The sequence below is a fragment of the Bacteroides reticulotermitis JCM 10512 genome (genome assembly GCF_000517545.1).
Taxonomy (GTDB): domain Bacteria; phylum Bacteroidota; class Bacteroidia; order Bacteroidales; family Bacteroidaceae; genus Bacteroides; species Bacteroides reticulotermitis.
This window is the reverse complement of the sequence record NZ_BAIV01000013.1, coordinates 122,960-148,041: the sequence shown is the minus strand read 5'-3', so window position 1 is coordinate 148,041 and position 25,082 is coordinate 122,960. Positions and strand designations below refer to the sequence as shown.

The following is a 25,082-nucleotide window of genomic DNA, read 5'->3' as shown; positions in this document are numbered from 1 at the left end:
CCCTTTTCGCTTTATCCGTTCCGGACGTGTCAATCCGGGCATCTATCCACAGAACATGAGTAAGCAAGAGCGAAAGCAGAAATGGAATTTCTCTGCATATAAAGAGTGGTGGACGCTCAGTGGTATGCGGCAATTGAGAAAGGCCTGTTTGTGAAACGAGATTTGCAGGGAGGACAGATGTCAAGGGATATGACGTTGTTTATGGATGATGACGGAAAAGCATATCATATCTATTCTTCGGAAGACAATCTAACCTTGCAGATTGCCGAACTAACCGATGATTACCTCAATCATTCCGGAAAATACATTCGTATCTTTCCCGGAGGACATAATGAAGCACCGGCCATCTTTAAGAAGAAGGGTGTTTATTGGATGATAACTTCCGGCTGTACCGGCTGGGAGCCTAATAAAGCTCGCTTACTAACAGCTACGTCTATCTTCGGGGAATGGAAACAACTTCCCAATCCGTGTGTAGGAATAGATGCCGATAAAACCTTTGGCGGACAAAGTACATACATTTTACCGATACAAGGTACGGATAGTTTGTATATCTTTATGGCGGATATGTGGCGGCCGGAGAGTTTGAAAGATTCTCGTTATATATGGTTACCTATTCAATTTGACGAGAATGATATACCTTTTATTGAATGGAAAGATAGGTGGAATCCCGAGTTTGAACCAATAAAACACAGATGAATATCCTGAATCGGAATACACATTTTCTATATTGAGCGAAATATTTAGAGGGGCCATCCAAGAAATCGGATAGCCCCTCTAAAATTATTTATGAGCTACACTTTAAGTCTGACTCATTTCATTATTTGTACAGTCACAATGCTATATGCCTTTATATCCACGCTACTATCAATAGGAAGTACAGATTCAATCGGCAGTCCCTCATCTCCTTCTAGGAAAGGTTCTGCAGACAAGCCCACGCGTGTCCTAGCTAATCTTTGTAATAAGATTGCAGGATAATTGCCCGGAATCATAAAAGCGGCTATTATCCGAACTAACTCGCAGACAGAAGAATAAGGATACAACTAAAAACAATATAAACTTTCTCATAGTATTCTCTTTCTGATTCATTCTTGCAAAATAGTGTAGTTTCTCTGGATAAAACAAATCGGAAAAGAACTTTTTTCCATGTTTCATCACCCTTTTTCCGGAATGTAACAAAAAGAAAGCAATATGAAACGTATGAGATAGCGGTAGTTACATCAGACAATGGAATAGAAGCAATTATCCGACTCTTTCGATAGAGGATGCCCCACCTTTGCCCGTAAAGAGAATAATCGATAATTAACTATTATAAATCACAGACCATGAAACAGGTATTTCTATTTTGTTATCTTTTAATGATCAGTTTCAGTGTATCTGCCACAGACACATTTGTATCTTTAGCTCCATCGTCCGGGTGCTTTCGGCTTATAGAGAAGGGCGAACCCACCTCAATCCTCCTAGATGCCAATGAGGATGAAGGAGTTCGAATGGCAATTGATAATTTACAGCAAGACATTTCCCGGGTATGTGGTACGATGCCCGCCATTCGTACAAACCCCGATAAGAGACGCTTCCTTCTGATAGGTAGCTTCTCCACCCCGTTGATTCAACAATTATTTCAGAATGGTAAACTGCCAAAAGACGAACTGGAAGGGAAAAATGAAAAGTATATCCTGCAAACCATAGCCAATCCGATTGAAGGGGTAGATGAAGCGGTAGTAATTGCGGGTAGCGATAAGCGAGGCACGATCTACGGCATTTACGAGTTATCCAAACAGCTCGGTGTTTCTCCCTGGTATTGGTGGGCAGATGTGCCGGTCGTTCAACAGCAAAATGTATATATACAGCCGGGCGTTTATACGGATGGCGAACCCAAAGTGGAATACCGAGGTATTTTCATCAATGATGAATGGCCATGTCTGGGTAACTGGGCACGGGAGAAGTTCGGTGGCTTTAATAGCAAGTTTTATAAACAGGTTTTTGAATTGGTATTACGTTTAAAGGGTAACTTTATGTGGCCTGCTATGTGGGGAAGTGCGTTCTATGACGACGATCCGCAGAATGGAGTTTTGGCTAACACCATGGGAATCGTTATGGGTACTTCTCATCACGAGCCCATGGCTCTAGCCCAACAAGACTGGAAGCGTCGGGGTAAAGGCGAGTGGGACTACAAGCATAATGCCACAGAGCTGCGTAACTTCTGGACTTCCGGCTTGGAGCGCGCCAAAGACTGGGAGTCGGTCTTAACAATCGGGATGCGTGGCGATGGAGATGAGCCAATGGGCGAAGGGGCTAATATTGCTTTACTAGAAAAAATAGTCAAAGAACAACGGCGTATTATTGAGAAGACAACGGGTAAGGAAGCGAAAGAAACACCCCAAGTATGGGCACTCTATAAAGAGGTACAGGACTATTACGATAAAGGGATGCGAGTACCTGACGATGTGACTTTACTGCTATGTGACGACAATTGGGGAAATGTACGCAAACTACCCAACCTACAAGAGAAACCTCGTTCCGGAGGATATGGCATGTATTATCACTTTGACTATGTAGGTGCTCCACGCAACTCAAAATGGATGAATATCAGCTATACCACGTATCTGGGAGCAAATGAATCTGACTTACGCACACGGAGTTCGCAAATTATGGGTCGTCAATGTAGGTGATTTGAAACCAATGGAATACCCCATCTCCTTTTTCCTCGATATGGCGTGGGATCCGGAGCAGTTCAATGCCGGTAATTTACAACAGCATACAGAAAGGTTCTGTGCACAGCAGCTGGGCGAATCGCATGCCAAAGAAGCAGCTCGTATATTGCTACTTATGCCAAATACAACCGCCGGATCACACCCGAATTGCTAAATGCCCAGACGTATAGTTTCAACTACGGAGAATGGGAACAAGTAGTCAATGACTATAATGCATTGGCTTTGGATGCTCTGAGACTCGGTTTCCTCTTACCGGAGATTTATAAAGCCACCTACGATCAGTTGATTGCATTCCCGGTTCAGGCATGTGCCAACTTATACAATATGTATTATGCACAGACGAAGAATCAGGAAATGGCATCTCTAAACAACCCCGAAGCCAACGATTGGGCAGATAAGGTAGTCAGCTGCTACCAACGCGACTCGGTCTTGGCTGACTATTACCATCAAAGAATCTCAAATGGGAAGTGGAATCACCTGATGAGCCAGGTACACATCGGATATACCTCATGGAATAACCCTGATAAACAAACGATGCCCTCAATCGTCCGCATACCGGAAACATCGGTCGTTTATCAATTTGAAGAAGTAAACGGTTATGTGTCGATAGAAGCCGAACATTTCAGCCGTGCAACTGCTCAAGGGGAAACGTTCTGGAGCATAATCCCTGATTTTGGGAAAACATTGTCGGGCATCACCACGCTTCCTGTTACCCAAAAGCCGGATAAGATGTCTCTGGAATATGATATCGAGATGCAAGCTACCGGAGAGGTAAATGTAATCTTACTGCTCGCTCCGACTCTTAATTTCAATGATAACAAAGGACTGAGTTACGCGATCAGTTTTGATAACGGAGCGGAGCAAGTCATCAACTTCAACGGCCACTATAATGGAGAGATAGGCAAGTGGCAGGCAAATCCCATCATCGAATCCGGTTCGATCCATCAGTTAGGTAAGAGCGGTAAACGGACACTTCGCATCCGCCCGTTAGATCATGGGATTGTTATCGAAAAGATTCTGATAGATACCGGTGGATTAAAACCCAGCTATTTAGGAGCACCGGAAACACGAAAGAAATAAAGTGCGATATGTAACTCGGAATAAATTAAGTTGCTCTATCAAGCCATATATATAATATGTCTGATAGAGCAACTGTCATATAAACTTCAAGAGAGAGTAGAGTTCTTTATTACAACACAGCGTCGAGCATTGTTTCTAAGTCCACACTGAATTCCCGGCCCATAATATTCCCCGATTGATCGATAAAGATCGTTGCCGGAATAGCTCTGACATTATAAAGGGAAGCGGCCTCACTCTGCCAACCTTTGAGATCAGATAGTTGCGGCCACGTCATACCGAGTTGCTTAATGGCCGCCTTCCAGGCTTCCGCATTGTTGTCGAGCGAAATGCCGACAATAGCAAAACCTTTATCCTTATATTTATTATAGGCTTTCACCACATCGGGCATTACACGGCGACAGGGTCCACACCAAGAAGCCCAGAAATCAATCATTGTCACCTTATTCTTAGCTACGACATCGGATACCTTAATGAGTTTGCCATCAGGATCATTCAAAGCGATGTCAATGTACGGCTTACCTACTTCGGTCTTCTTACTTTGCTCATATTGCTTCAATACTGCCAGATAGACTTCATCCTCGGGACACTGCTCTTTCATGCGAGCCAATATCTTATCCATAGTAGCCCCGTCGAAGTTAGAACGAACCTGTTCAAATAAGATGCTGCTCACACCCGAGGGGATATGATCTAAGATGTATTGGGCATGATAGGCAATACGCCCCTTTTCCCAGTTAGCAAATTGATCGGCAGCAGCCTTGCGCTCAGCATCCGTTTTAGTTGTATCGCGTGCAAGAAGCCACTGAGATTCAATTTCTTTATTGGCCTTCGTGTTCTCTTCATTGTATGCTTGCCAAAGTGTATTATCCGGGCCGCCGTTAATCACACAGCTGTTATCCAACTTGATATCAACCGTAACATCCGTATTTCCGAGTATGAAGTCGGAAGACCCGATAAATTCTTCTCCGACCTCAGCCACTACCATACGTTTAACAGGCTGCTTTTGCTGACCTTTAAAGAAGTATTTGCCATTTTTGATGGTGGTAGAGTCGAGCGTCGCGAAGTTGTAATCGCCCTGCATCATAGCCAAGAAGACCTTATCACCATCTTTAGCCTTTTCAATAACTCCTGTAAGTGTATACCCGGCTTGAATCTTATCCGCTTTGGGTGTAGCGGCTTTAGCGGTTGTTTTCACTGTAGCCTGTTGCGGCTTTTTCTTTGCTGTCTGTGCGTTGACGGATAATGGCAACACAAATGCGGCTACCAATATAATTAGTTTGTTCATTGTTATATTATTAAGCATCTCTTACTGTTGCTTTAAAAGTCTGAGCACCGAAGAGATGGGAATGATTGTTTTAACTACCATTTGAAGATCTGTTTGCGACTGCTCATTGTAATAGATCGACTGAGTGGTCGAGACAATGCCCACCAGATTGCCACAGTCGTCAAACAGCGGCCCCCCACTCGAACCTTTACAGTAATCGGCCGTAATATCCGAACGATTGGTGTCCGCATTGAGCTCACTGGTACATAAATTACGGGCAACAACTCCTTTAGAATAGTAAAAGAGATGACCGTAAACATGAGTCAGCGCATGAATATTAGCACCGGCCGGAAGATCCTGTCCGACAGGAGTAACTGTTAGTTTATCCCCTTTCGGATCGATCTTGAATATAGCTAAGTCGGACGTTGCGTTGTATGACAGTACTTCCGTGATGGGATAAATCTTACCACTTTTAGCAGCTACAAAAAAGATACTATCGAGTGGTGTAAGTACTCTTGTCGTATCAATCACCGGCTCGAAAACATGATAGTTCGATACACAGATACCATCTTCCGACAATACGACTGCCGAAGCACCGGCAACTACCTGTTCGTCACGAACCATTTTCGGTGCATAACGAGACACAACAAAGATTCCCTCGCTACGCTCGGCAACCAGCTTCTCACCTGAAATCGTTTTTTTATTGGCAGCCTTCAATGTAACGGGAACAATGGAATTAGCCTTTGTCTGCAAAGTCTGGCGTTTCAGGTTATGCATCGAATTAAAAGTGGAGGTCGCTCCGCTCTCTTTAAGCGTGCGGAGCGTCTCCTTTTCAAAACTATCAAAGTTGCGATAGGTTACATTTTGTCCCGACACACCTATGAAAGGTATCCACAACAGCAACCCCCAAATTAATTTGTTTCGACTCATGGGCAGACTATTTCAAGACTTCGCTAAGTTTCTTTTCTAAAGCATCTCCCCGAAGATCGCGAGCAATAATCTTACCCTGAGGATCAATCAAGAAGTTAGCGGGGATGGCACGGATCGCATAAGACATAGCCAGCATACTCTGCCAGCCCATCAAGTCGGATACTTGCTTCCAAGTTAAGCCATCTTTAGAGATTGCATTCTCCCAAGCCGCTTTATCCTGATCGAGTGACACACCCAGAATATCAAACTTATCCGATTTGTATGTAGCGTAGGCTTTAACAACATTCGGATTTTCATGACGGCAAGGAGCACACCAAGAAGCCCAGAAATCGACGAACACATATTTGCCGCGATAAGAACTCAGTGAAATTTCTTCGCCACCCGGAGTCCGGGCTGTGAAATCGGGCGCAACGTTGCCAATCTCAACAGTCTGTGTAGACTCAATCTTCATACCATAACGTTTTCCCGCATCGCTTTCACGAACCCGTTGGCTAAGTTGTTTGTACATAGCCTGAGCTTCGCTCTTGCGATTGGCAATATCAATTGTTTGTTCCATCCAATCAAGCGAAATTTGCGAATCGAGATGTGTGTCGAAGAAATTCCGTTCAGCCTTTCCTTTCTCCTCATTCAGCGTTTGGTAGTCCTGTTGCAATTGAGTCATTTTAGCCTGATCATTGCTGTTCTTCGCAGCGGTGAACTCTTCTTCCATCAAAGATTCTTTCTTTTTAAAAGGGGCGATGACATCCGAATAAGCTTGAAAGTCATTATTCAACGCAGTACCGCTACGCTTTGTATCCAACGGATTTTCTCCAATCTCCAACAGTACTTTACCTTGCTCCGTATAGAAGCTAATGCCCTTTTCTGTGATCGGCTTTCTTAAAAAGCCCGAATTAGCCTTAACCACATAAGCCATGGCGCGTTGAACAAAGGGAACGTGAATGGCTAATTCGCATTTACCTTTAACAAAAGCCACCGAGTCGAATTTCATAGAACCCGGTCTATTTTTATAGGCTACGTAAAGCATATCGGTAGAATCGGTATTCTTACTCTGAGCTATAACTGTACAATCGGTTTCTTGCGCCATCAGATTGAGGGTACACAGGGTTGTAGCAGCCAATACACTTAATTTTATTAATTTCATCTTTTAAAATTTTTAATTTATCATATTAGTTCTTGTTGAATAAAGTCTTTAGATATTCCAAGGCTTCAGGCTTGGAGGGTTGAGGCATAAACGCTTTCGCGATCTTACCTTCCGGGTCAATCAGAATGAAACGGGGACTATATATCACATTATACTTCCCGCAGAATGATCCGTCTTGATCCCATAACGACAGGCCAGGGTACATATCCCTCATTCCTCGCCAACGAAACTCCTGAGAGTCGCAATTGACACTCAGAAAAACTATATTTTCACCTTCCATCTCTTTTTCCAAATCTTTCAGAAAAGGAATCTGTTTAAGGCAAGGGCTGCAACGCGAATGCCAAACATCGATAAAAACATACTTACCCAAGAATGAAGCAATGGATATCTCTTGAGAGAGAGAATCTTTGAGAATAGCGTCAGGAGCCTTCTGCCCATCTTTCAGGTCTTTGGGACTTGATGGAGGCAGGTCGTTACTTTGTGCCAAAGAGCCAATACTCGTTGCCAGAAAAGAGAGTAATAAAAGCGTTTTAAAGATTGATTTCATCATTTTATTATTAATAATTACGATACACATTATTATTCCAATACGAATAGTTGGGAGATGCGTAAATCAACGTCTTCACTCGACCCGTTCCTGTAAATGCACTGCCGACTTCGGTGATGTCATTACCGGCTACCACATAACGGTATATTTTGTAGGTTCCGGCAGTAGCATTGTAGGTTGCAACAAGCAGATTTCGGAAGTTGGTATCATAAAGACATTCATAGAAATGCAGATAAGTGACCTCTTCATCCGTTGGATAAGCCAATATACCGTCATTCACAATCTTGCTATCGATCAAGTAGCTACTCACTTTATTACCTTGAGCAAAGTAAAGCAGTGGGTAGTTCTTATGCATAGCAAAAAGAGTAGCGGTTTTTAGAGCAGGCACCCTAGCATAAGAGATGGTATCCGCGTACATAATAGGACTATACTTGGTTGCACCAAACTCTGACTGCAAAGGGTCGATCTGAGCTAAATCCAATCCCAGCAAAATACAACGATCTGTCCGAGTAGTCTCATGAAAGAGCGCATAAGCACGTTGCTGATAGAGTGTGTCGGGGTTGAGCGAACCATCGGTATTCTCCATAAATGAAAGGGTACCGTTCATGTTGTTCGAAGAGATTTTATAGTTCTCCGGCAAATAGGCATCGGGGAAGGTAGATAACGAAGCCGCTCTGGCTGTGATAAACACAAAGGAGTGCGACTGCTCATCAAATCCCAACATATAAGGATTGGTTCCGTCGGTGATCGTGAAATAGGAAGAGAGCGAATAGGCTCCGGGGATTACCGGCAGAAAAGCCTGCATGCCCTGTACCATCAGATGAGCCTTATGATTGTTAACGATAAGCGATTGTATCGGTGAAGTGATTCCACCGGTCAACGAGTTGTTATTACCGTCGTTATCATCAAAAAACATCTTTTTATTGCTTTCAAGTACCCACTCATCTCTCATCCTGAAAGTAGCTAAGCCCTTCTGACTAATGGGCATAATGGTCGATATATACGAAGTGAAATAAGAAGTTCCCGGTTCTTTCCAGTTATAGTTGTAGACGAACGACAAGCCAACCGGTTTACCGGCCAATTCATTGCCGGTCTTTGCCAATAAATTGTACTCGTTTCCGTCTACTTCACCTTCCTGAGTCATTCGGACTAAATCCATATCCGTATTGCCGCTACTGGTTTCCTTCAAAATATACCAGCCACGCTCGCTTCGGCTGATTACCGTAAAGCTAACGGTTGAAGCAGCGGTGACCTGAGTCACTTTGTTGGTCACTTCCAAACGTATCGTCCAGACTCCCAAGCTGTCGAGTGCGTAGTTCAATACAGGATCTTCAGAGATCAATTTCAATGAATTGCTGTATTGCTTGTACCAACGGAAACCAAACTCAGCTGCAGGTTCACTCCCATACGTTATTTGCGGACTGATTTTCAAGACCTCGCCCAGAAATAGTTGAGAGGGTACCACACCTGTCTCGGCCACATTGCCGATCTCAATATCAGGCAGCGCATTGTACGTATCGTCAAAGCCATATTTGCACGAAGTAGCAACCGCAGTCAGCGACAATACCATGAAATAAAATATAATCTTTTTCATTCTGTTTCAGTATAAAAATGGTGACTACACTATTAATAATAATTTTGTGGAAACTCGATTGGCGTACCATCCTTTTCAGATAGTTTTCCCAAGCCATTGGCCTCGCGTTCAGCATTCTCTGCCGCCAATTCATTGCGGAACTTATATAGGTAATAAGTTTTCGTATTGCTGTCCAAGCCATTGATAAAGTCGTAATCCCAATGGGCGTTAGAGTGCCTCACTACAAAGTCATGTTTTACTGCACCATACGTACCGAGGAAGAACCACATATCCCAGTTGGTAGGCTGCGTAAGGCAGTCTGCCACATAGAGGGCAACGTAGGCTACATCAATGTCGGTATCTTCTCGCTGATCGGAAGCTTTCACTTCGTTGGAGTCTACAATACGCATCACAATGCGTCTGCCCTCTTCTTTCAAAGATTTATCACGCAACACTACAATGCCTACAGCATCAACCAAAGCTCCTTTATGGAGTATCATCAAATCTTTAACCGCCGGATTATCGAACGAGACATACTGCACACCCGGTTCGGCATCTTTCATATCCAGAATAACATTCGAAGATATTTTCCGCTGGGAAATCTGGACCTGATAATCCCGTGTAGGTATACTGGCAAAGGAGATTATATCAAACCAGACCGTATCTCGCGTAACAGCATCATCCATATAATAGAAGTTGAGCGATTGAGCCTGAATACATCTTCTATATTGATTCAGTGAATCATAGAAGTTGACATACGAATTTTGCTCGTTAATCGGAACTTCGACTTGCTGACAAGACACTACACTCACTACCAGCAACAGAGATAATAGATATTTTATTGTTTTCATTGTTCTTTTCCCTTTCACTATTTAAAATTCGCCTGTTTCATCAGTTGGTATCGGTAACTCGTACTTATCGGCACTCATGCCCTCGCTAGAGAGTAACAGAGAGGCTGCATTCAAGCGTTTGTACATAAAGAAACTCTGGCCCCCTTCCGAGAAGAACTCTCGGACGTATTCCTTTTCAACCTCCCTGACTCGCGTCGGTTCGGTCAGCGCGGTGTAAGATGCCGAGCGTGAAGAGCGGAACGTTTTATAATATTGATTGGCTTCTTCCAGCGGTGCTGTTTCTATTAAAATAAGATACAACTCAGATAGGCGAATTAAAGGTATCGACTTCGGACTGTTATAATCGGTCGACGTAAACTTCGAATATTTACGAGTTCCATATACACTCGTTCCGAAAGAATAAGAGTAACTCGACGTAAACAGATTCATTCGCATATCCGTCTGATTGTCGTACAACATAGAGTTGATATTCGCATACGAATTCACGTAGGCAGAGAAACGCCCGGAGAAAGCACCTTGCTTGTCTACCCATTCCGTCAAGCCCAAGCCCACCAAATGTTCTGAATAGAACAAAAAGTCCGAGTTCGTTATATCCGACTGAGTTCCCAATGTAAACTTCGGATTGCCATCCGGATTCTTCACGTCCACAATGCTTTTTGCCTCCTTATAGGCATTGTCCTTATCACCGGTCCACAAGTAGAGACGGGCAAGAAGGCTTTGACGCCATACACATTGAAGCGCTTCTGACGATTATACCAGAACATAGCCTGATACTTCGAAATAGTAGCATAACTCGCATTCAACGTACCATTTGAATAGGCTGTAATAGGATCGACCGGCTCCATCAGCGTAATAGCCTTGTTGAACTCCTCTTTTACTTTCTGCACAAAGGCATCATACGTGATATATTCATACGGAGAGGTCGCCACCGTGGTTACATACGGTAAATACTTTCTGGAAGCATCGATCTTCGTGGGCGGTGGTCCCCATAACCTCAGCAATTCGAAATGGCAGTAAGCCCGAATAGCCAAAGCCTCACCTTCAATAATAGCAGCCTCATCCGGTTCAACAACGCTCTGCCCCTGCAAAGCGTCGATCAGAATATTACAATTAGCAATAATCTTATAGTAACTTAGGAACAATGCTCCCAAGCTCGCATCAATCGTGGTTGAAGTATAGCGATGCGTATGAAACAGGTACGAATCAGACGTTTCCGACGTCGTTGTCAGGTAGTTGTTAGCCATATACTCTGTACTTCCTCCCATCATAAAGTTGGTAGGAGAATAAACATTCTGAAGTTCCAGATAGAGCCCAACCAATGCACTGGAGAAACCCAGTTCGGAAGTAAACATCTTATCTTTCGATGTCACAGCCTGTGGTTCTACAGTCAACCAGTCACTACAAGATGCAAACAACATCATCAGACTGACAGATATAATGGATATATTCAATCTTTTCATTTTGATACGATTTAGAATGTGCATGAAAAAGTAAATGTCGGTTTGATAGAATATGGATAATCGGTTCCACGTTCCTGTTTTATATTCGAGATATAGAAGATATCAGATAAACTTCCTCCGATAGACAAGCGAGACATACCGAATCGTTGAATCCAGGACAGCGGAAAATCATAAGAGATGTTCGCGTTGTTGAACGTAAACGTGTTTTCAGTAAATACGAAAAGGTTATTCGGAAAAGAATTATCAATTTCGCCCGACAGGCTCTTGAAAGCCGTCACATCACCGGGCTTTCTCCAACGCTGACTTATCACACGGCGATCCTGGTTATAAATAACGACCGCATTCTCTACTTTCGACATCAAAGTCGAATTTAGTTTCTTTCCGCCTATACGGGCACCGAAACTCAAATCGACATTCAGACCTTTCCAACGAAAGCCTGTACCAAAACGTCCATTAACTTTTGGCTGAGAACTTCCCACCGCAACTTTATTCAAACCGGATGCATTCATCGTTATGGTACCATCTGTATCGATATAGAGTCTTTTTCCGGTTTGCGGGTCGACACCTGCTGACTGCAGTACGTAAATTTCATCCAACGACTGTCCCTCACGATATTCATTAATGGTACCGCCGCTATAGTTTGAATTGGAATAAAACTCATTGGCCTTTTTGATCGCTTCCGACAGCTTAACCAAAACATTCGTATTGTGGTAAAAACCCGCACGAATAGACCAGTCGATCGGATGATCGTTCGAATACCGAAGAATGGTGTAGCTCAGTGACAAGTCATAACCGGTATTCCGAATCTCACCCAGATTTTCTTTATAGGTAGTGTAACCATGCGACAACGGCAAATAAGCATCACTCAGCAGGTTTTCGGTGGTCTTACGGTAATAGTTGAAGTTCAATGTAAAACGATTCAATAGGCCGAGATCCAAACCGAAGTTGTGCTCTACCGTATTCTGCCACTTTAGGCTCGGATTACCGAAACTGTTGACACTAGCACCAATCAAATAATTGTATTGCGTGTTGTTGTTGTACTTATAGGTAGTTAATGCATCGTATGGGGAGAAACTCAACGAACCGGTTACACCATACGAATAGCGGAACTTAGCCATATTAACAACTGGTAAGAGTTTACGCATCCATTTCTCCTGAGCAATTTCCCAACCTACACCCAACGAATAAAACGGTGCCCACCGACTCTCTGATCCGAAAGAAGAAGCAGCGTCTTCACGGAATGAGACATCGAAAAAGTATCTCTGCGCATAACTGTAGTTAATCGTACCGGTAAACCCCATGCTACGTACAGTCGATTCATCCGTAGTCGGCTTTTCTCCCGAGTACTTATTAGCGTTAGATACATCGGTCATCTGATCATTCATAAAGCCCTTTACACTCATAGAAGTCGAGTTATTCTTCGTTTCCATCACCTGGTAGTTGGCACCTACATAAATAGAGTGCTCACCATACACCTTTGCCCAGTTGATTGTTCCCGACATTTGATAGGACGTCATTTTATTGGTCTTTTGGATATAATTACCCCGATCGGAAACATCCGTACCGCTTTGCAGGTAAGTCGATGCTTTAGGCGACACAAAATAATCGGAGCCACCGCGCTGCTGTGTGAAGCCAATATTGACATTCGCACGCACATTAGGCATCAAGTCGGCATCGAGCATGGTTGTATTTCGTATATTGGTATAATCGGATGTATTGAAGCTCGTCTGGGCAGCGTCATACAAAGGATTATAAAGCGGACTGGTTGCAGTAAACAACGTATACGATGCGATCGGCTCGCCTTTCTCATTGTAAGGCCTCCAATACGGGTTCATAGAAGCATACTGTGAGAAGTTGCCATAGGTGCTATTGGCTGCGTTATTGAAACCGACACTAAGGGTATTGGTAAAGCGCACTTTTTTCATCAAGTAACTGATCGTCATGTTACCATTCAAGTTGTCGCGTTTCGAGCCTTTCATGCTACCTGTCAACTGATTATAAGACACATTCAAGATATACCTGAATTGATCGACACCTCCGTTAATATCCAGCTTGTGAAACTGGCCAAGGCCCACTCGCACGGGAATCTTCATCCAATTGGTATTGACACCCTCGCTAGCTGCTTTCAGATGCTCATTGTAGAGAGCATCCAATTGGAGTTGGGTAGCTAAAGAAGTATTGGTGTAAAGCCCCGCAGCCTTTTCTACTTCCAGCTTCTCAAAAGAATTCATCAGGTCATAACTCGATAGATCGGGAATCTCCAGGTTCATACCGGTCGAATAGTTAACCCGCACCCGTCCAAGTTCGGGACGTTTCGACGAGATCACGACAACACCGTTGGCACCGCGCGAACCGTAAATTGCCGTAGCACTCGCATCCTTCAAGATTACGACTGATTCCACATCATCCTGATTCATGTCCATCACACGTTCCGACGTCACTTCAAACCCGTCGAGAATGAACAAAGGAAGGTTGCGCTGATTACGCACATTCGATTGCATTTCATTCACACTACCAATCGTCGCACTTCCGCGAATCTCGATATTGAGTGTTTGATTCGGGTCGGAACCTTTCGCATTATTCTCCTGCAAGTCGAAGGACGGATCAATATTAGACAACGTCTTCAGCAGGTTGCGATTACCCAGCGCCTTGATTTGATCTGAAGAAATGATAGTGGCGGCACCTGTGAAACTAACCTTCGGTTTATTGAAGATACCGGTTACAACCACTTCATTGAGCTGTCCGTCACCCTCCTTGAGGGTAAGATTCAAAATTTTCTCTTCCGCGTTACAATTGACCGTCAACACCTCGGTCTTCATTCCGATAAAAGAGAAAAGCATCGTTTCTCTGGCTCCTTTATCCACCGAAATAGCATAGTTGCCATTTATATCGGTTACAGTGCCGTAGTTACGATTCTTAAAAGAAATATTGACTCCAGGCAAAGGTTTGTCAGATGTATCAACAACTTTACCACGAATAATTGTATAATCCCCTCCGCGAGTAGGGCTACTTGTCTGCCGTTGAACATTTCGGCGGAAAATCGTAATGAACTGACCACTGACCTTGGTCTGGTAAGGCAGTCCATGCAATAAATTTTCAATAGCTTCAATTACCGTTTTTTTCTTGATATTTACTGTAACATTAAACTGGCTCAACTCATCAAAATTGAAACTCAGTTTATGCTCTGACTGGCGCTCTACCTGAATTAGCGCCTCTGACAACCGCATCCCTTTACAATTAAGAGATACTTTCTTCTCCTGCGCAAAGCCATGCGCACTTAATACTAAAAGACAAAATAGAATAGAGAGAAATGTGTTGTTCTCCTTCCATCGTACTCGCTTCTCTTTTCTATGCATAATACATTAATTAGGGTTATGTGTTTAACTCTCTTTTACAAGAATTACACAGAACTCCTAAATCGGGTACTGAAAAGAAACGTTTTTTTTTGAAAAAAGAAGAATAATCCCTTTCGGAAGATAAAAAGAGCTATAAAGATAGCAATATGTACTAGATTCCGTTATTTAACTACCACTGTGTTATTCTTAATAACAGCGTGTACATCATCAATAGCGTTCAAGTTTTGCAGAGCTTCGGCAATCCCCTGCCCCCGTTCAGCTACAAAGTGCAAACGGGTATACATCATGCGCGAGTTCTCGATGATGATATCGACATTGTACCAACGTCCCAATTCGCGCATAATCTCTACAAGCGGTGCATCGTTGAAATAGAAGTAGCCCTCTTTCCACTGAACGAAAGCATACGTATCGACCTGTTGCACATCGAATTGTCCGGCAGGCGTAAGATGTGCCTTTTGTCCCGGCAGAATAGTCTGAGTAGCACCGGTCTTCGTACTTTCTACCTGCACCCTTCCTTCGATAAGTACAACATTAGCATCATCCTGATTATACGTTTTCATATTAAACTTTGTGCCCAGCACGATTGTAGCAAACAGTTTGTTGTTGACTACGAATGGATGCTCTTTATCCTCAGTCACTTCAAAGTAGGCTTCACCATCCAGTTGCACCTCTCTGCGTGCCCCGGAAAAGTGTTCGGGAAATACCAACTTGGTATCAGCATTGAGCCATACATTTGTCCCATCGGGCAAAACGATGTGGTAATCCTTCCCCCGGGGAGTAGAAACCGTAAGCAACTTAGGCTGTACATTCGACTTTGCCTGCATATAAACCAAGGAGTCTTTGTTAGCTTTAACACCCTGTGTTAATAAAGCTCCCGTGGCCGCCGTGTTGGCATTCGATAGATTATAAGATTGTCCTGAGCTATACGACAGCAGAACATCGCTCCCACTCTCTTCGGCATTGAAAACCTGTACAGGTTGTGGGAGAAGCGAAGCGATAAACATCTGATAAATACCAAAGAAGATAACGACCGAAGCAGCTACTCCTGTCACAAAGCCAATAAATAAACTTCGTTTACTCTTAAACTTCTTCATTTTTGGCTGCGTATCAGTGTCCGCACTGAACTTTTGCCAAGCATCATCCACATCAGGAGCGGGAACTCTCATTCGAGTAAATGCCCGCTTACAGTCCATGGCTTCATGCGCTGAAGGTTCATCACTCAGCTTCATATCATCCTCTATGTTTTGGTCGTCATTCATAGTTATACATAAAAATTACACTCTTGTGTACGAATCGGGTACGCCATTTTTTATTTTTTAACTTTAAAATGAGTACGAAGCATTGAAAAAGCCTTCACAATATGCTTTTTAATGCCATCGGTACTTATTTCAAGCACATCAGCAACTTCCTTATATTTCTTATGACGGAAATAGCACTCTTCCAGAATATATCGGGTACGTGGCGGCAGTTTTTCAATCTCCCTTGCCAATTCTGCTATCCGTTCGTCAATAAGTTCCAAGCCTTCATCGCCTTCTTCATTGGCCACCATTTGGCAAAAATCTATGTAATCAGCAGTCAGCCTGTTTCGTTTCACATAATTGAGTGACTGATTGCGTACACTTACAAACAAATAACCAACCACTTTGTCGGTCTCTATATGCTCTTTATTATTCCAAACTGCCGTAAATACTTCACTCACAATATCCTTGCTCGCTTCTATATCTTCCGTAAAATCATAGGCGAAATAGTACAGTCGTGAATAGTATTCACGGAAAAGCCTTTCAAAATCTTGCTTTGTTATACTCTCTCCTTTCATTTACACTTTCATATAGATTAGACCGCAAAGATAATTAATTGGCATAAAACACCTACTTTTTCGCACAGAATAGTTTAAGAAACTAAGTTCAGCAATCAATAAGTAAGAAAACAGCAGTTCAAATTGTAGTTTCCCGCACAATATTCACCTCATATTTTCAGCCTATATACTCCCCTTACATAAGTTACGAAGCTCAATAAAGAATGGGGTACACCGAACAAGGTTGGTGTACCCTTTCGTAGACACCACCATTTTGATAGTAGTCCATGGAGAGCCTGACCTTACGGATGCTATTCAGTTACAATACCTACCACTTGCACTTCCGCTAATTTCGGCCTCACCGATCCTTCCCCACTTAAGAACAAAAAACGAACGAAACGCATCTTCATCGTTTGGTCCGGTTGAATATCGATTTTGTCTATCTCTCGGGAAAGATGACTGTATCACCAATTGTTTGCCATACGATATTATCAGAAGAAATTTCGACCTTGAAACGGTAGTTCGCCAAACCCGAGAAAATGGCCTTCACACGGTGTAAATCAAGCCTTCGCTCGGTATCCAGAGTCCAATAAGCGGAAATATCCTTGTCTTCGGGTTGCCAATAACTATCGTAATCTCCGTCAGCAGCCAAGCCAGCAGTATATCCTTTTTGTGAACTAGAAGCAAACGTAGGATTGTTCATACCGTAGGTTTGCAACTTTCCGTTCTCCACTCTATTTCTATACCTGACGTAAGCACGGTTTTCTATCTCCCTGCTCTCACCTTTTTTATATAACGGAGCATTGACAAAGCTCAGCATCAAGCGAGCTGTTTCAAGTCCCGGTGAGGAAGCCTCAACCACCGTATTGCCTGCATAATAAGAACGTAAAGATATAGCAGCTTTCCCGTCTTGAATTCGAATATCGCTATCCGGTGCAAAGTCGATGGACTCTCCCGTAGGAAATTCACCAGGCCCGGATATAATCCGCAGATTTACATCTGGCTGTTACTCAGTTCACGTCCTTCAATATCCAGAACAGTCACCGTAAGGTGTGTATCGTCGGTTCCGTCAGCACCAATATCGTTTATTTTTGATGCCTCCAGCCGTAAACGGGCAGCGATGCCGGCTACTGGCCATTCCGGTGGTGCTACTTGTGCATAAATGTCACGGTACCAATACCAAGAGCGTTTCGGCAAACGGAAATAATCCACGATACCCATCTTACCCAAGTCACTACCGAATATGCTGCCGTGGTCGAAACCGCACCAAATGGCTTGTCCACTTCTCCATTCACGTCCTTTCCAACCTTCATCCCGTCCCAGGTCTCCCCACCCCGGCATATATTTACCCGGACGATTGGCCGTAGTACTACCATATTCCGAGACGATTGAGGGAATCCCAGGTGCCTGAAAGTCCGCAATAGTTGCGCCATCACCATTATATCCAGCCACATCACCTATCAAGTCTATCCGATCTTTTCCCAATGGACGCTGAGCACCACCAATGGCAGCCATACGAGTAGGGTCAAGCTGGTGCGTCTTATCTACCATGCGCTTCAGCAGATGCCTTACTCCGGGCATGGTCTTACCATCGGTAAAGAATGGTTCGTTACACATACTCCAGACAAATACTGAAGGATGATTGCGATGAATACGTATCATTTCTTCCAATTGCCGTAACACATCAGCCTCAAATCCGTCCACATCTTTGTCATTCACAGGATAAGCACTGGCAGTCCAACCACCGTCAACCTTCGGTCCAGCTGTACCCCAAAACGGTGCTTCCGACCAAAATAAGATTCCTTCACGGTCGCAAGCATCCGAGAATGCCGACGAATGGGGATAATGGGAACCTCGAATCATATTGAAACCCGCTTCTTTCATCTGACGAACATCACGCTGGGTTGCTGCTTCTGTTACGGCATCGCCCCACCCTGCCTGATCTTGATGAACATTGACGCCTCTAAAGATAAAGTGATTGCCATTTAGAAAGAAACCTTTATCAGCTGTCCATTCGAACCAACGAAAACCGAATGTAATCTCTTCGGAATCCAACAAGCACTTACCATTATACAGTTTGCTCACCAAGGTGTAAAGGGCCGGACTAGGAGGGGACCAAAGTGCCGGCGCCTCGATTGCGGATGTTATCATATCATATACAAATTCTCCCCCAGCTTCTATTTCCTGTGTTTGAGAGCAGCTAGTTACTGCATAACCCAAACTATCTACCACAGCAATCACCAACGTATAGAGATCTTTCACAACACTTGCATTTTTCACACAAGCTTCAACTCTCACTACCGACGATCTGCCGCCATTCATCGCCAGCGAAGGGGTAGTAACTGTGGTTCCATACCAATCCAAATGTACCGATTTCTTCTTTACCAACCGGACATTACGGTATATACCACCACTGAAAACATGTTCACCTCCCCGAGGAGCCACTGTTGGATGCCAAAGATTATTTACCCTCACCGCTAAAACATTATCACCTGCTACAGCATATGGCGTAAAATCAATGCAAAAGCTGTATATCCTCCCACATGCTTCCCTACTAATTGGCCGTTTACAAATACTTCAGCTTCCTGAAACACACCATCAAACTCCAAGAACAACCGTTTAGCTAAATCAGATTTGTTCAGCTGAAGGGTTTTCCGATACCAGCCATATCCTACGTAGAAGTCCTTAGACATAAAATAAGGAATACTAAATGAATGAGGTAAACCTATTGATTCCCAACCCGAATCGTCAAAAAGCGGCTGCTCGGCACCACAATAATCACCGCACTTATACATCCACTCCCTGTTTAGATTAAAGATTTCTCTCCCCTCAGTTGCCGCAATGACCATATCTATGCCAAGAAGCAGATACCATAGGCTCGCGGCAGTTATCAACTTTCTCATTGAATAGACTTTTTAATATGAATAGTTCTGTCCAAGCACCACACCGCGTATGAAGCGATATTTATTGATACAAAGAATTACGAACCACGTGTTTTGATATGATTTTATGACAAACATTACACAAGCAAACAAACTCAAAATATATTTTCTCATTTTGCTGTGTTAATAAGTATCAGACTTCTCTGTATTTCTCACTACTCCATCACTTTCCACCTCAGTCCATTGAAAAACTGTTCCGTCCTTGCGATCCGGTCGACATCCCGGCCAGTCAGCCCCGTAAGGCTCGCCCGTTTCAATATCAATGCCGACATAACGTTGAGTCTTCAATGAAAGCAACATACACTGTCCGCGCAGCATGTCCTGCCACAGGAAGAGACTGTTTTCCGTCTCTTGTTTCATCAGACGAATATCTGCCGAAAGGCCTACACCTACTACCGTAAGGAAACCGGTTCCGTTCATAGCTTCCAATGAAACACGTCCCCGATCACGGTCATGTACCTTAAAGAAGCAACCCGCATTCTGATACTCCTTACTCCCTTTGGCGGCCGAATGAAGCATTCCATGCGGATTAGCCCAAGCATAACTACCGTTACCCATGTTCTGCAAACTAATCACCTTGCCTATAGGTAGGTTAGTGGAACGATCAGCCATAGGCTCATCCACCGTGAAGTTATCGAAAAGGGCATAACCACCATTCAGACCTTTCGCATTATAGGCAAAAAGTGAGTATCTCATCCCCTGGAAGGTCTTTAGCTGATAAGGTAGCAGTACTGTTCCATCCATCTCTTTATAATCTTTCCCATCTATGCTGTAGCTAAACCGCGCAGATTCGGCATCAAGGTCAGTCATGGCCCGCAGGTATATTTTACCTTTATCAAGCATATCATCGAACTGCTTACCCTCTTGCTTCACGGCCTTGCTCGAGGAAATCGTTTTGTTACTCTGCTGTATTTTTAGACTTATATCATACTGTTTTCCCTGACGCATCACACCTATCCATACATAAGGCATATTGAGTAGACCTAGTCCGGCAACATCACCATCTTTCAGTTTAGAAACATCCAACTCCACTGTAGCCACCGATATCGGACCGATGCAACGCTGTGTTAGCGTATTCTTCGCCCACAGGAAATTCTTCGCAGGCATAGCGTCTAGACGTAGTTTCCCTTTTGCTAACGCCCACTTTCCCACCGTCGGTTCGTGATTCCATTGCCATACAGGCAGTAGTTCTTTCCCTTCGAAGTCATCGCTACGCCGATAAGGAGCATGAGGCTCGACTTTGGCTTCCACGCGAGGTTTAAACCACGTGCGAGGTGTGCGCCCCAAGTTTCCGGGCAATCCGAAGTAAGGCCACCCGTCCACCCAAGTCACAGGTGAAAGACAGGTGGTGCGTCCTACAGCACGAAAGTCCGACATAGAGAATCCCCACCAATCACCGTTCGGCAAATCCACTATGCCTCCTTGATGCAGAGGTACGGCACTCAGATAGTTGCCCTCACCACCTGAAACATTAAATTCAAAACCATCTTCCGGCACAGGACGTCCCAACCCTACATTGTTCACTGTATGAGCCCGTTGCGTGCCAAAAGTTTCCTTCACACTGATAGCAACCGTTTCATAAGGTCCTTCAGGCCGATCAGCGCGTGCACACTGCATGCGACCCACCGGGGCATAGTTAGCACTGATAATATAATATTTTCCGTTTATCTTGTAGAAATGGTGTCCTTCGCCCATCGCATTTCCAGCAGGTATGATGATTCTTTCACTACCTTCCACATAGCCACTAAAGTCGGGCTTTATTTCTATCAAATGTACTTCATTATATTTAAAGACAGCATAAATCTTACCATCATCATCAAAAAGTACAGAAAGGTCGTAAATCTTGCCGCCCATATTGATGTGTTGCCACGGTCCGGCAGGATTCTCAGAAATGAAAACTTGTAATCCGTGCCCGTTGACGTTGCTAAACACATAAAACTTCCCATTGTGATAGCGAATACAGGGTGCCCAGATACCTTGCCCATAGGCTTCCTTGCCATTCTCCAATCTAAACTCGTCTCCCATATTAAAACGGTCGAAGCAATAACTCATGAATTTCCAGTTTACCAAGTCTTTGGAGTGTAGTATCACAAGCCCTGGTGTGGCATGCATAGTTGTCCCTGCTAGATAAAAGTCCTCACCTACCCGGATAAGATCGGGGTCTGAAAACTCATCATAAAACAAAGGGTTGGTATAAGTGCCATTCCCATTGTCAGCCGTCCACGAAACAGGCGATTTGACATCTTGCCCAAATAGTACATGATTTATAAGAAAAAGAAGAGAAATAGATAAGAATGCTTTCATTTTTTCTATTGTGTTTAAGATTTACAAATATTTGGAACGGGATAACATCCCGGAAGTATAGAATTCAGATCTTGAGTTTTAGCATCATATTTACCAGCCCATTCATTCAAAATAACTGATCCTATCAGGAACTCGTCAATAATGTAATCCAAGGTACTTTCATCATTTAATTATTCATTAAGAATTTTCTTCGTTTTCCACCCACTTCAAACGAATAGTGCAAAAATACAGAGTTTCCATACTAAATGCAAAGAGAGACGATACAGAAATCAGAAGCTTATGTAACCTTCCTACTTTATTTTGTTTCATATATATGCCTCAAATACAACATCCGCCCACTCAATCAGCTATACGTAACATACGCAACATTATTGGTAACACAAACACATCAAGAAGCAACATACAGACTAACAATCGAAACAGGTCTCTCTCTTTGCTAAGAACCAATAAGCTAACTTTGCAATATATACATTTAGAACAACACCCCTAAAGAAAAAGCAACATGAAAAAAAGAACATCTACAGTAATAACTTTACTGATTTCCCTAATTTTCATACCCTATTTAAAGGCTACAGAGTCATTTGTTCATTTCACGCCGAATGATACGGGCGTTGCATTAGTCACTCCAAGTTCCCAGTCATTTGCAATTTGGTGTGACGAGAAAGAACATGCGGGAGTGCTAACCGCTATCAGCAATTTGCAAACAGATTTTGGCAGAGTTACTGATGTCATTCCTAGTTTAACCAACAAAGGAAGGCAAGATGTCCGCGTCATTGTCGGGTCATACGATAAAAGTCCACTTATCCGGCAATTGATAAAAGCCGGAAAACTGGATGCAAAAGAATTAAAAAACAAAAACGAAAAATTTATCATCACGACTCTTCATGCGCCATTAGAAGGTCTGGAAGGTGAAATTCTACTCATCGCCGGAAGCGATAAACGCGGAACGATTTATGGCATTTATGAATTATCTCGTCAAATAGGAGTTTCACCTTGGTATTGGTGGGCCGATGTTCCAGTTGCACGCCACGATGCTGTCTATATAAAGAAAGGCATCTACACTGACGGAGAGCCTGCCGTAAAGTATCGCGGCATTTTCATTAACGATGAATGGCCCTGCATGGGAAACTGGACTACCCAGAAATTCGGAGGTTTCAATAGCAAAATGTATGTGCATGTATATGAGCTTTTACTCCGTTTGAAAGCTAACTTTTTATGGCCTGCTATGTGGAACTCCGCTTTTTATGCTGATGACCCATTAAACAGCTCTTTAGCAGATGAGATGGGAATCATTATCGGGACATCACATCATGAACCAATGGCACGCAATCACCAGGAATATGCCCGTAACCGAAAAGACTATGGTGCATGGAATTATCAAACAAATAAAAAAGGCATAGACCGTTTTTTCCGTGAGGGAATCCAACGTATGAAAGGCAAAGAAGAAGTTGTCACCATTGCTATGCGGGGGGATGGAGATGCACCGATGGGAGCTGATACCGACACCCATTTATTAGAAAACATCGTAAAAGAACAACGTAAAATTATTACTGAGATTACAGGGAAACCAGCTTATAAAACGCCCCAGCTATGGGCACTCTACAGCGAGGTACTAGAGTATTACGATCAAGGTATGAAAATTCCCGATGATGTAATCATACTACTTTGCGATGACAACTGGGGAAACGTACGCCGTTTACCGGAACTCAAAGGGAAAAGACATCCCGGAGGATATGGCATGTATTATCATGTAGATCTTCACGGAGCGCCACGGGCTTATCAATGGCTAAACATGACACAAATTCAGCATATGTGGGAACAACTATACCTGACGTATACCTATGGAGTAGATGAAATGTGGATTTTGAATGTCGGAGACTTGAAACCAAATGAATTTCCTACGGATTTTTTCCTGAACATGGCATGGAATCCCAATCTATTTACGGCTGATAATCTAACAGAATATACTTATAACTTTTGCAAACAACAATTCGGGGAAAAATATGCCGCAGAAGCTGCCCGCGTTCTAAGTAGTTATTGCAAATATTCTGCGCGGGTAACAGCTGAAATGCTAGACCACAGAACCTACAATCTTACCAACGGAGAATTTAAATCTGTAGCAGACGAATTCTTAGCGTTGGAAGCACATGCTTATCGGCTGTTTGCGGTGTTGCCTCAAGAAATGAAAGATGCTTATCAAGAACTGATTCTCTTCCCGGTGCAAGCAATGGCTAATCTCTATGAAATGTACTATGCTACCGCCATGAATCGCAAACTAGCCTCCGATAGTGATCCACGCGCTAATCAATGGGCAGACAGAGTAGAATACTGTTTTCAGAGAGATGCAGAGCTATGCTCCGACTACAACAACCGCATAGCCGGTGGAAAGTGGAATCACATGATGGATCAAACCCATATTGGCTACACGAGTTGGGATGAGCAAAAGCGGGAATATAATGCCTGAAGTTATTCGATTAGACACATCGGCTTACAAACCAGGCAACTATGAGTATGAAGAAAAAGGCGGAGTGATAGTTATGGAAGCAGAACGCTTTGCAGAATGCACACAAGGAGATAGCACTCAATGGACAATTATACCGGATTTAGGGCGTACTCTTTCAGGGATAACATTAATGCCTTATGGTCAATCGGTGGAAGGAGCTTCATTAACCTACCGAATGAATTTCAAATCCGATTTAAAAGATTTGCGATTACGGTTAATCCTGGACAGTACACTCCCTTTTGTGAAAGAAGGGCACCAATATGCTATCAGTTTAGACGGAAATAAAGAACAAATAATCAATTATAATTCGGAAATGACCTGGGCTAATTGCTATTCAAAGATGTATCCAGCAGGTGCAGCCCGAATTATTGAATCTGTTGTCAACTTCTCGAATATAGATCTACAGAAAGGGAGCCACACACTCCGTATTCGTCCACTAAGCCCTGCCATTGTGCTGCATAAAATCATCATAGATTGCGGTAGTGATGAAGCCAGTCGATTAAATCTACAGGAAAGTCCTTATAAAAAACTTAAATAAAAATTCAAAGACCATGAAAAAGGAATTTAAACTTGTAACTACAATCGCCCTAATCCTATTCGTCTTACCGAATAATTTGCTTGGGCAAAA

General features: G+C 43.3%; 12 protein-coding genes and 4 pseudogenes. 3 read left to right on the top strand and 13 right to left on the bottom strand.

Features of this window, described 5'->3' with window-relative positions:
- Window positions 1-696 (top strand): annotated as a pseudogene (locus JCM10512_RS09590) (family 43 glycosylhydrolase); the annotation flags it as partial.
- A gap of 626 nt (window positions 697-1,322) precedes the next feature.
- Window positions 1,323-3,791 (top strand): annotated as a pseudogene (locus JCM10512_RS09580) (glycosyl hydrolase 115 family protein).
- Window positions 3,792-3,900: 109 nt separating this feature from the next.
- Here JCM10512_RS09580 and JCM10512_RS09575 read toward each other — a convergent pair.
- The 13 genes and pseudogenes from JCM10512_RS09575 to JCM10512_RS09515 form a co-directional block, all read right to left on the bottom strand.
- Window positions 3,901-5,073: a redoxin domain-containing protein gene (locus JCM10512_RS09575; protein ID WP_044162525.1), complete on the bottom strand. Its 1,173-nt coding sequence runs from the start codon at window positions 5,071-5,073 to the stop codon at window positions 3,901-3,903.
- 21 nt (window positions 5,074-5,094) lie between these two features.
- Window positions 5,095-5,982 carry a S1 family peptidase gene (locus JCM10512_RS09570; RefSeq protein WP_044162523.1) on the bottom strand — a complete coding sequence of 296 codons (888 nt, stop codon included), beginning with the start codon at window positions 5,980-5,982 and terminating at the stop codon, window positions 5,095-5,097.
- A 7-nt stretch (window positions 5,983-5,989) separates the two neighbouring features.
- Window positions 5,990-7,123 carry a TlpA disulfide reductase family protein gene (locus JCM10512_RS23765; RefSeq protein ID WP_052517164.1) on the bottom strand — a complete coding sequence of 378 codons (1,134 nt, stop codon included), beginning with the start codon at window positions 7,121-7,123 and terminating at the stop codon, window positions 5,990-5,992.
- Window positions 7,124-7,148: 25 nt separating this feature from the next.
- Window positions 7,149-7,673, bottom strand: a complete 525-nt coding sequence (locus JCM10512_RS09560) for a TlpA family protein disulfide reductase (RefSeq protein WP_158332198.1) — start codon at window positions 7,671-7,673, stop codon at window positions 7,149-7,151.
- A gap of 7 nt (window positions 7,674-7,680) precedes the next feature.
- Window positions 7,681-9,264 (bottom strand): PKD-like family lipoprotein, encoded by a 1,584-nt coding sequence (locus tag JCM10512_RS09555; RefSeq protein ID WP_044162522.1) that lies wholly within the window; start codon window positions 9,262-9,264, stop codon window positions 7,681-7,683.
- Window positions 9,265-9,296: 32 nt separating this feature from the next.
- Window positions 9,297-10,094 (bottom strand): DUF4843 domain-containing protein, encoded by a 798-nt coding sequence (locus tag JCM10512_RS09550; protein ID WP_044162520.1) that lies wholly within the window; start codon window positions 10,092-10,094, stop codon window positions 9,297-9,299.
- 21 nt (window positions 10,095-10,115) lie between these two features.
- On the bottom strand, window positions 10,116-10,742 hold the full coding sequence (locus JCM10512_RS09545) for a RagB/SusD family nutrient uptake outer membrane protein (RefSeq protein WP_158332197.1): 627 nt from the start codon (window positions 10,740-10,742) through the stop codon (window positions 10,116-10,118).
- Window positions 10,733-11,554, bottom strand: coding sequence for a RagB/SusD family nutrient uptake outer membrane protein (locus JCM10512_RS09540; RefSeq protein WP_158332196.1), 822 nt, complete (start codon window positions 11,552-11,554; stop codon window positions 10,733-10,735). The genes JCM10512_RS09545 and JCM10512_RS09540 overlap by 10 nt, the downstream gene beginning before the upstream one ends.
- Window positions 11,555-11,565: 11 nt before the next feature.
- On the bottom strand, window positions 11,566-14,910 hold the full coding sequence (locus JCM10512_RS09535; protein ID WP_081741268.1) for a SusC/RagA family TonB-linked outer membrane protein: 3,345 nt from the start codon (window positions 14,908-14,910) through the stop codon (window positions 11,566-11,568).
- A 161-nt stretch (window positions 14,911-15,071) separates the two neighbouring features.
- Window positions 15,072-16,169 carry a FecR family protein gene (locus JCM10512_RS21340; protein ID WP_052517162.1) on the bottom strand — a complete coding sequence of 366 codons (1,098 nt, stop codon included), beginning with the start codon at window positions 16,167-16,169 and terminating at the stop codon, window positions 15,072-15,074.
- A 50-nt stretch (window positions 16,170-16,219) separates the two neighbouring features.
- Window positions 16,220-16,726 carry an RNA polymerase sigma-70 factor gene (locus JCM10512_RS09525; protein ID WP_044162509.1) on the bottom strand — a complete coding sequence of 169 codons (507 nt, stop codon included), beginning with the start codon at window positions 16,724-16,726 and terminating at the stop codon, window positions 16,220-16,222.
- 290 nt (window positions 16,727-17,016) lie between these two features.
- Window positions 17,017-19,608 (bottom strand): annotated as a pseudogene (locus JCM10512_RS25065) (glycoside hydrolase family 2 protein).
- Between the two features lie 162 nt (window positions 19,609-19,770).
- Window positions 19,771-21,951, bottom strand: coding sequence for a glycoside hydrolase family 43 protein (locus tag JCM10512_RS09515; protein ID WP_081741267.1), 2,181 nt, complete (start codon window positions 21,949-21,951; stop codon window positions 19,771-19,773).
- A 502-nt stretch (window positions 21,952-22,453) separates the two neighbouring features.
- On the opposite strand from JCM10512_RS09515, the pseudogene JCM10512_RS09510 reads away from it, so the two are divergent.
- Window positions 22,454-24,992: pseudogene (locus JCM10512_RS09510) on the top strand (glycosyl hydrolase 115 family protein).
- Window positions 24,993-25,082: the final 90 nt, after the last annotated feature.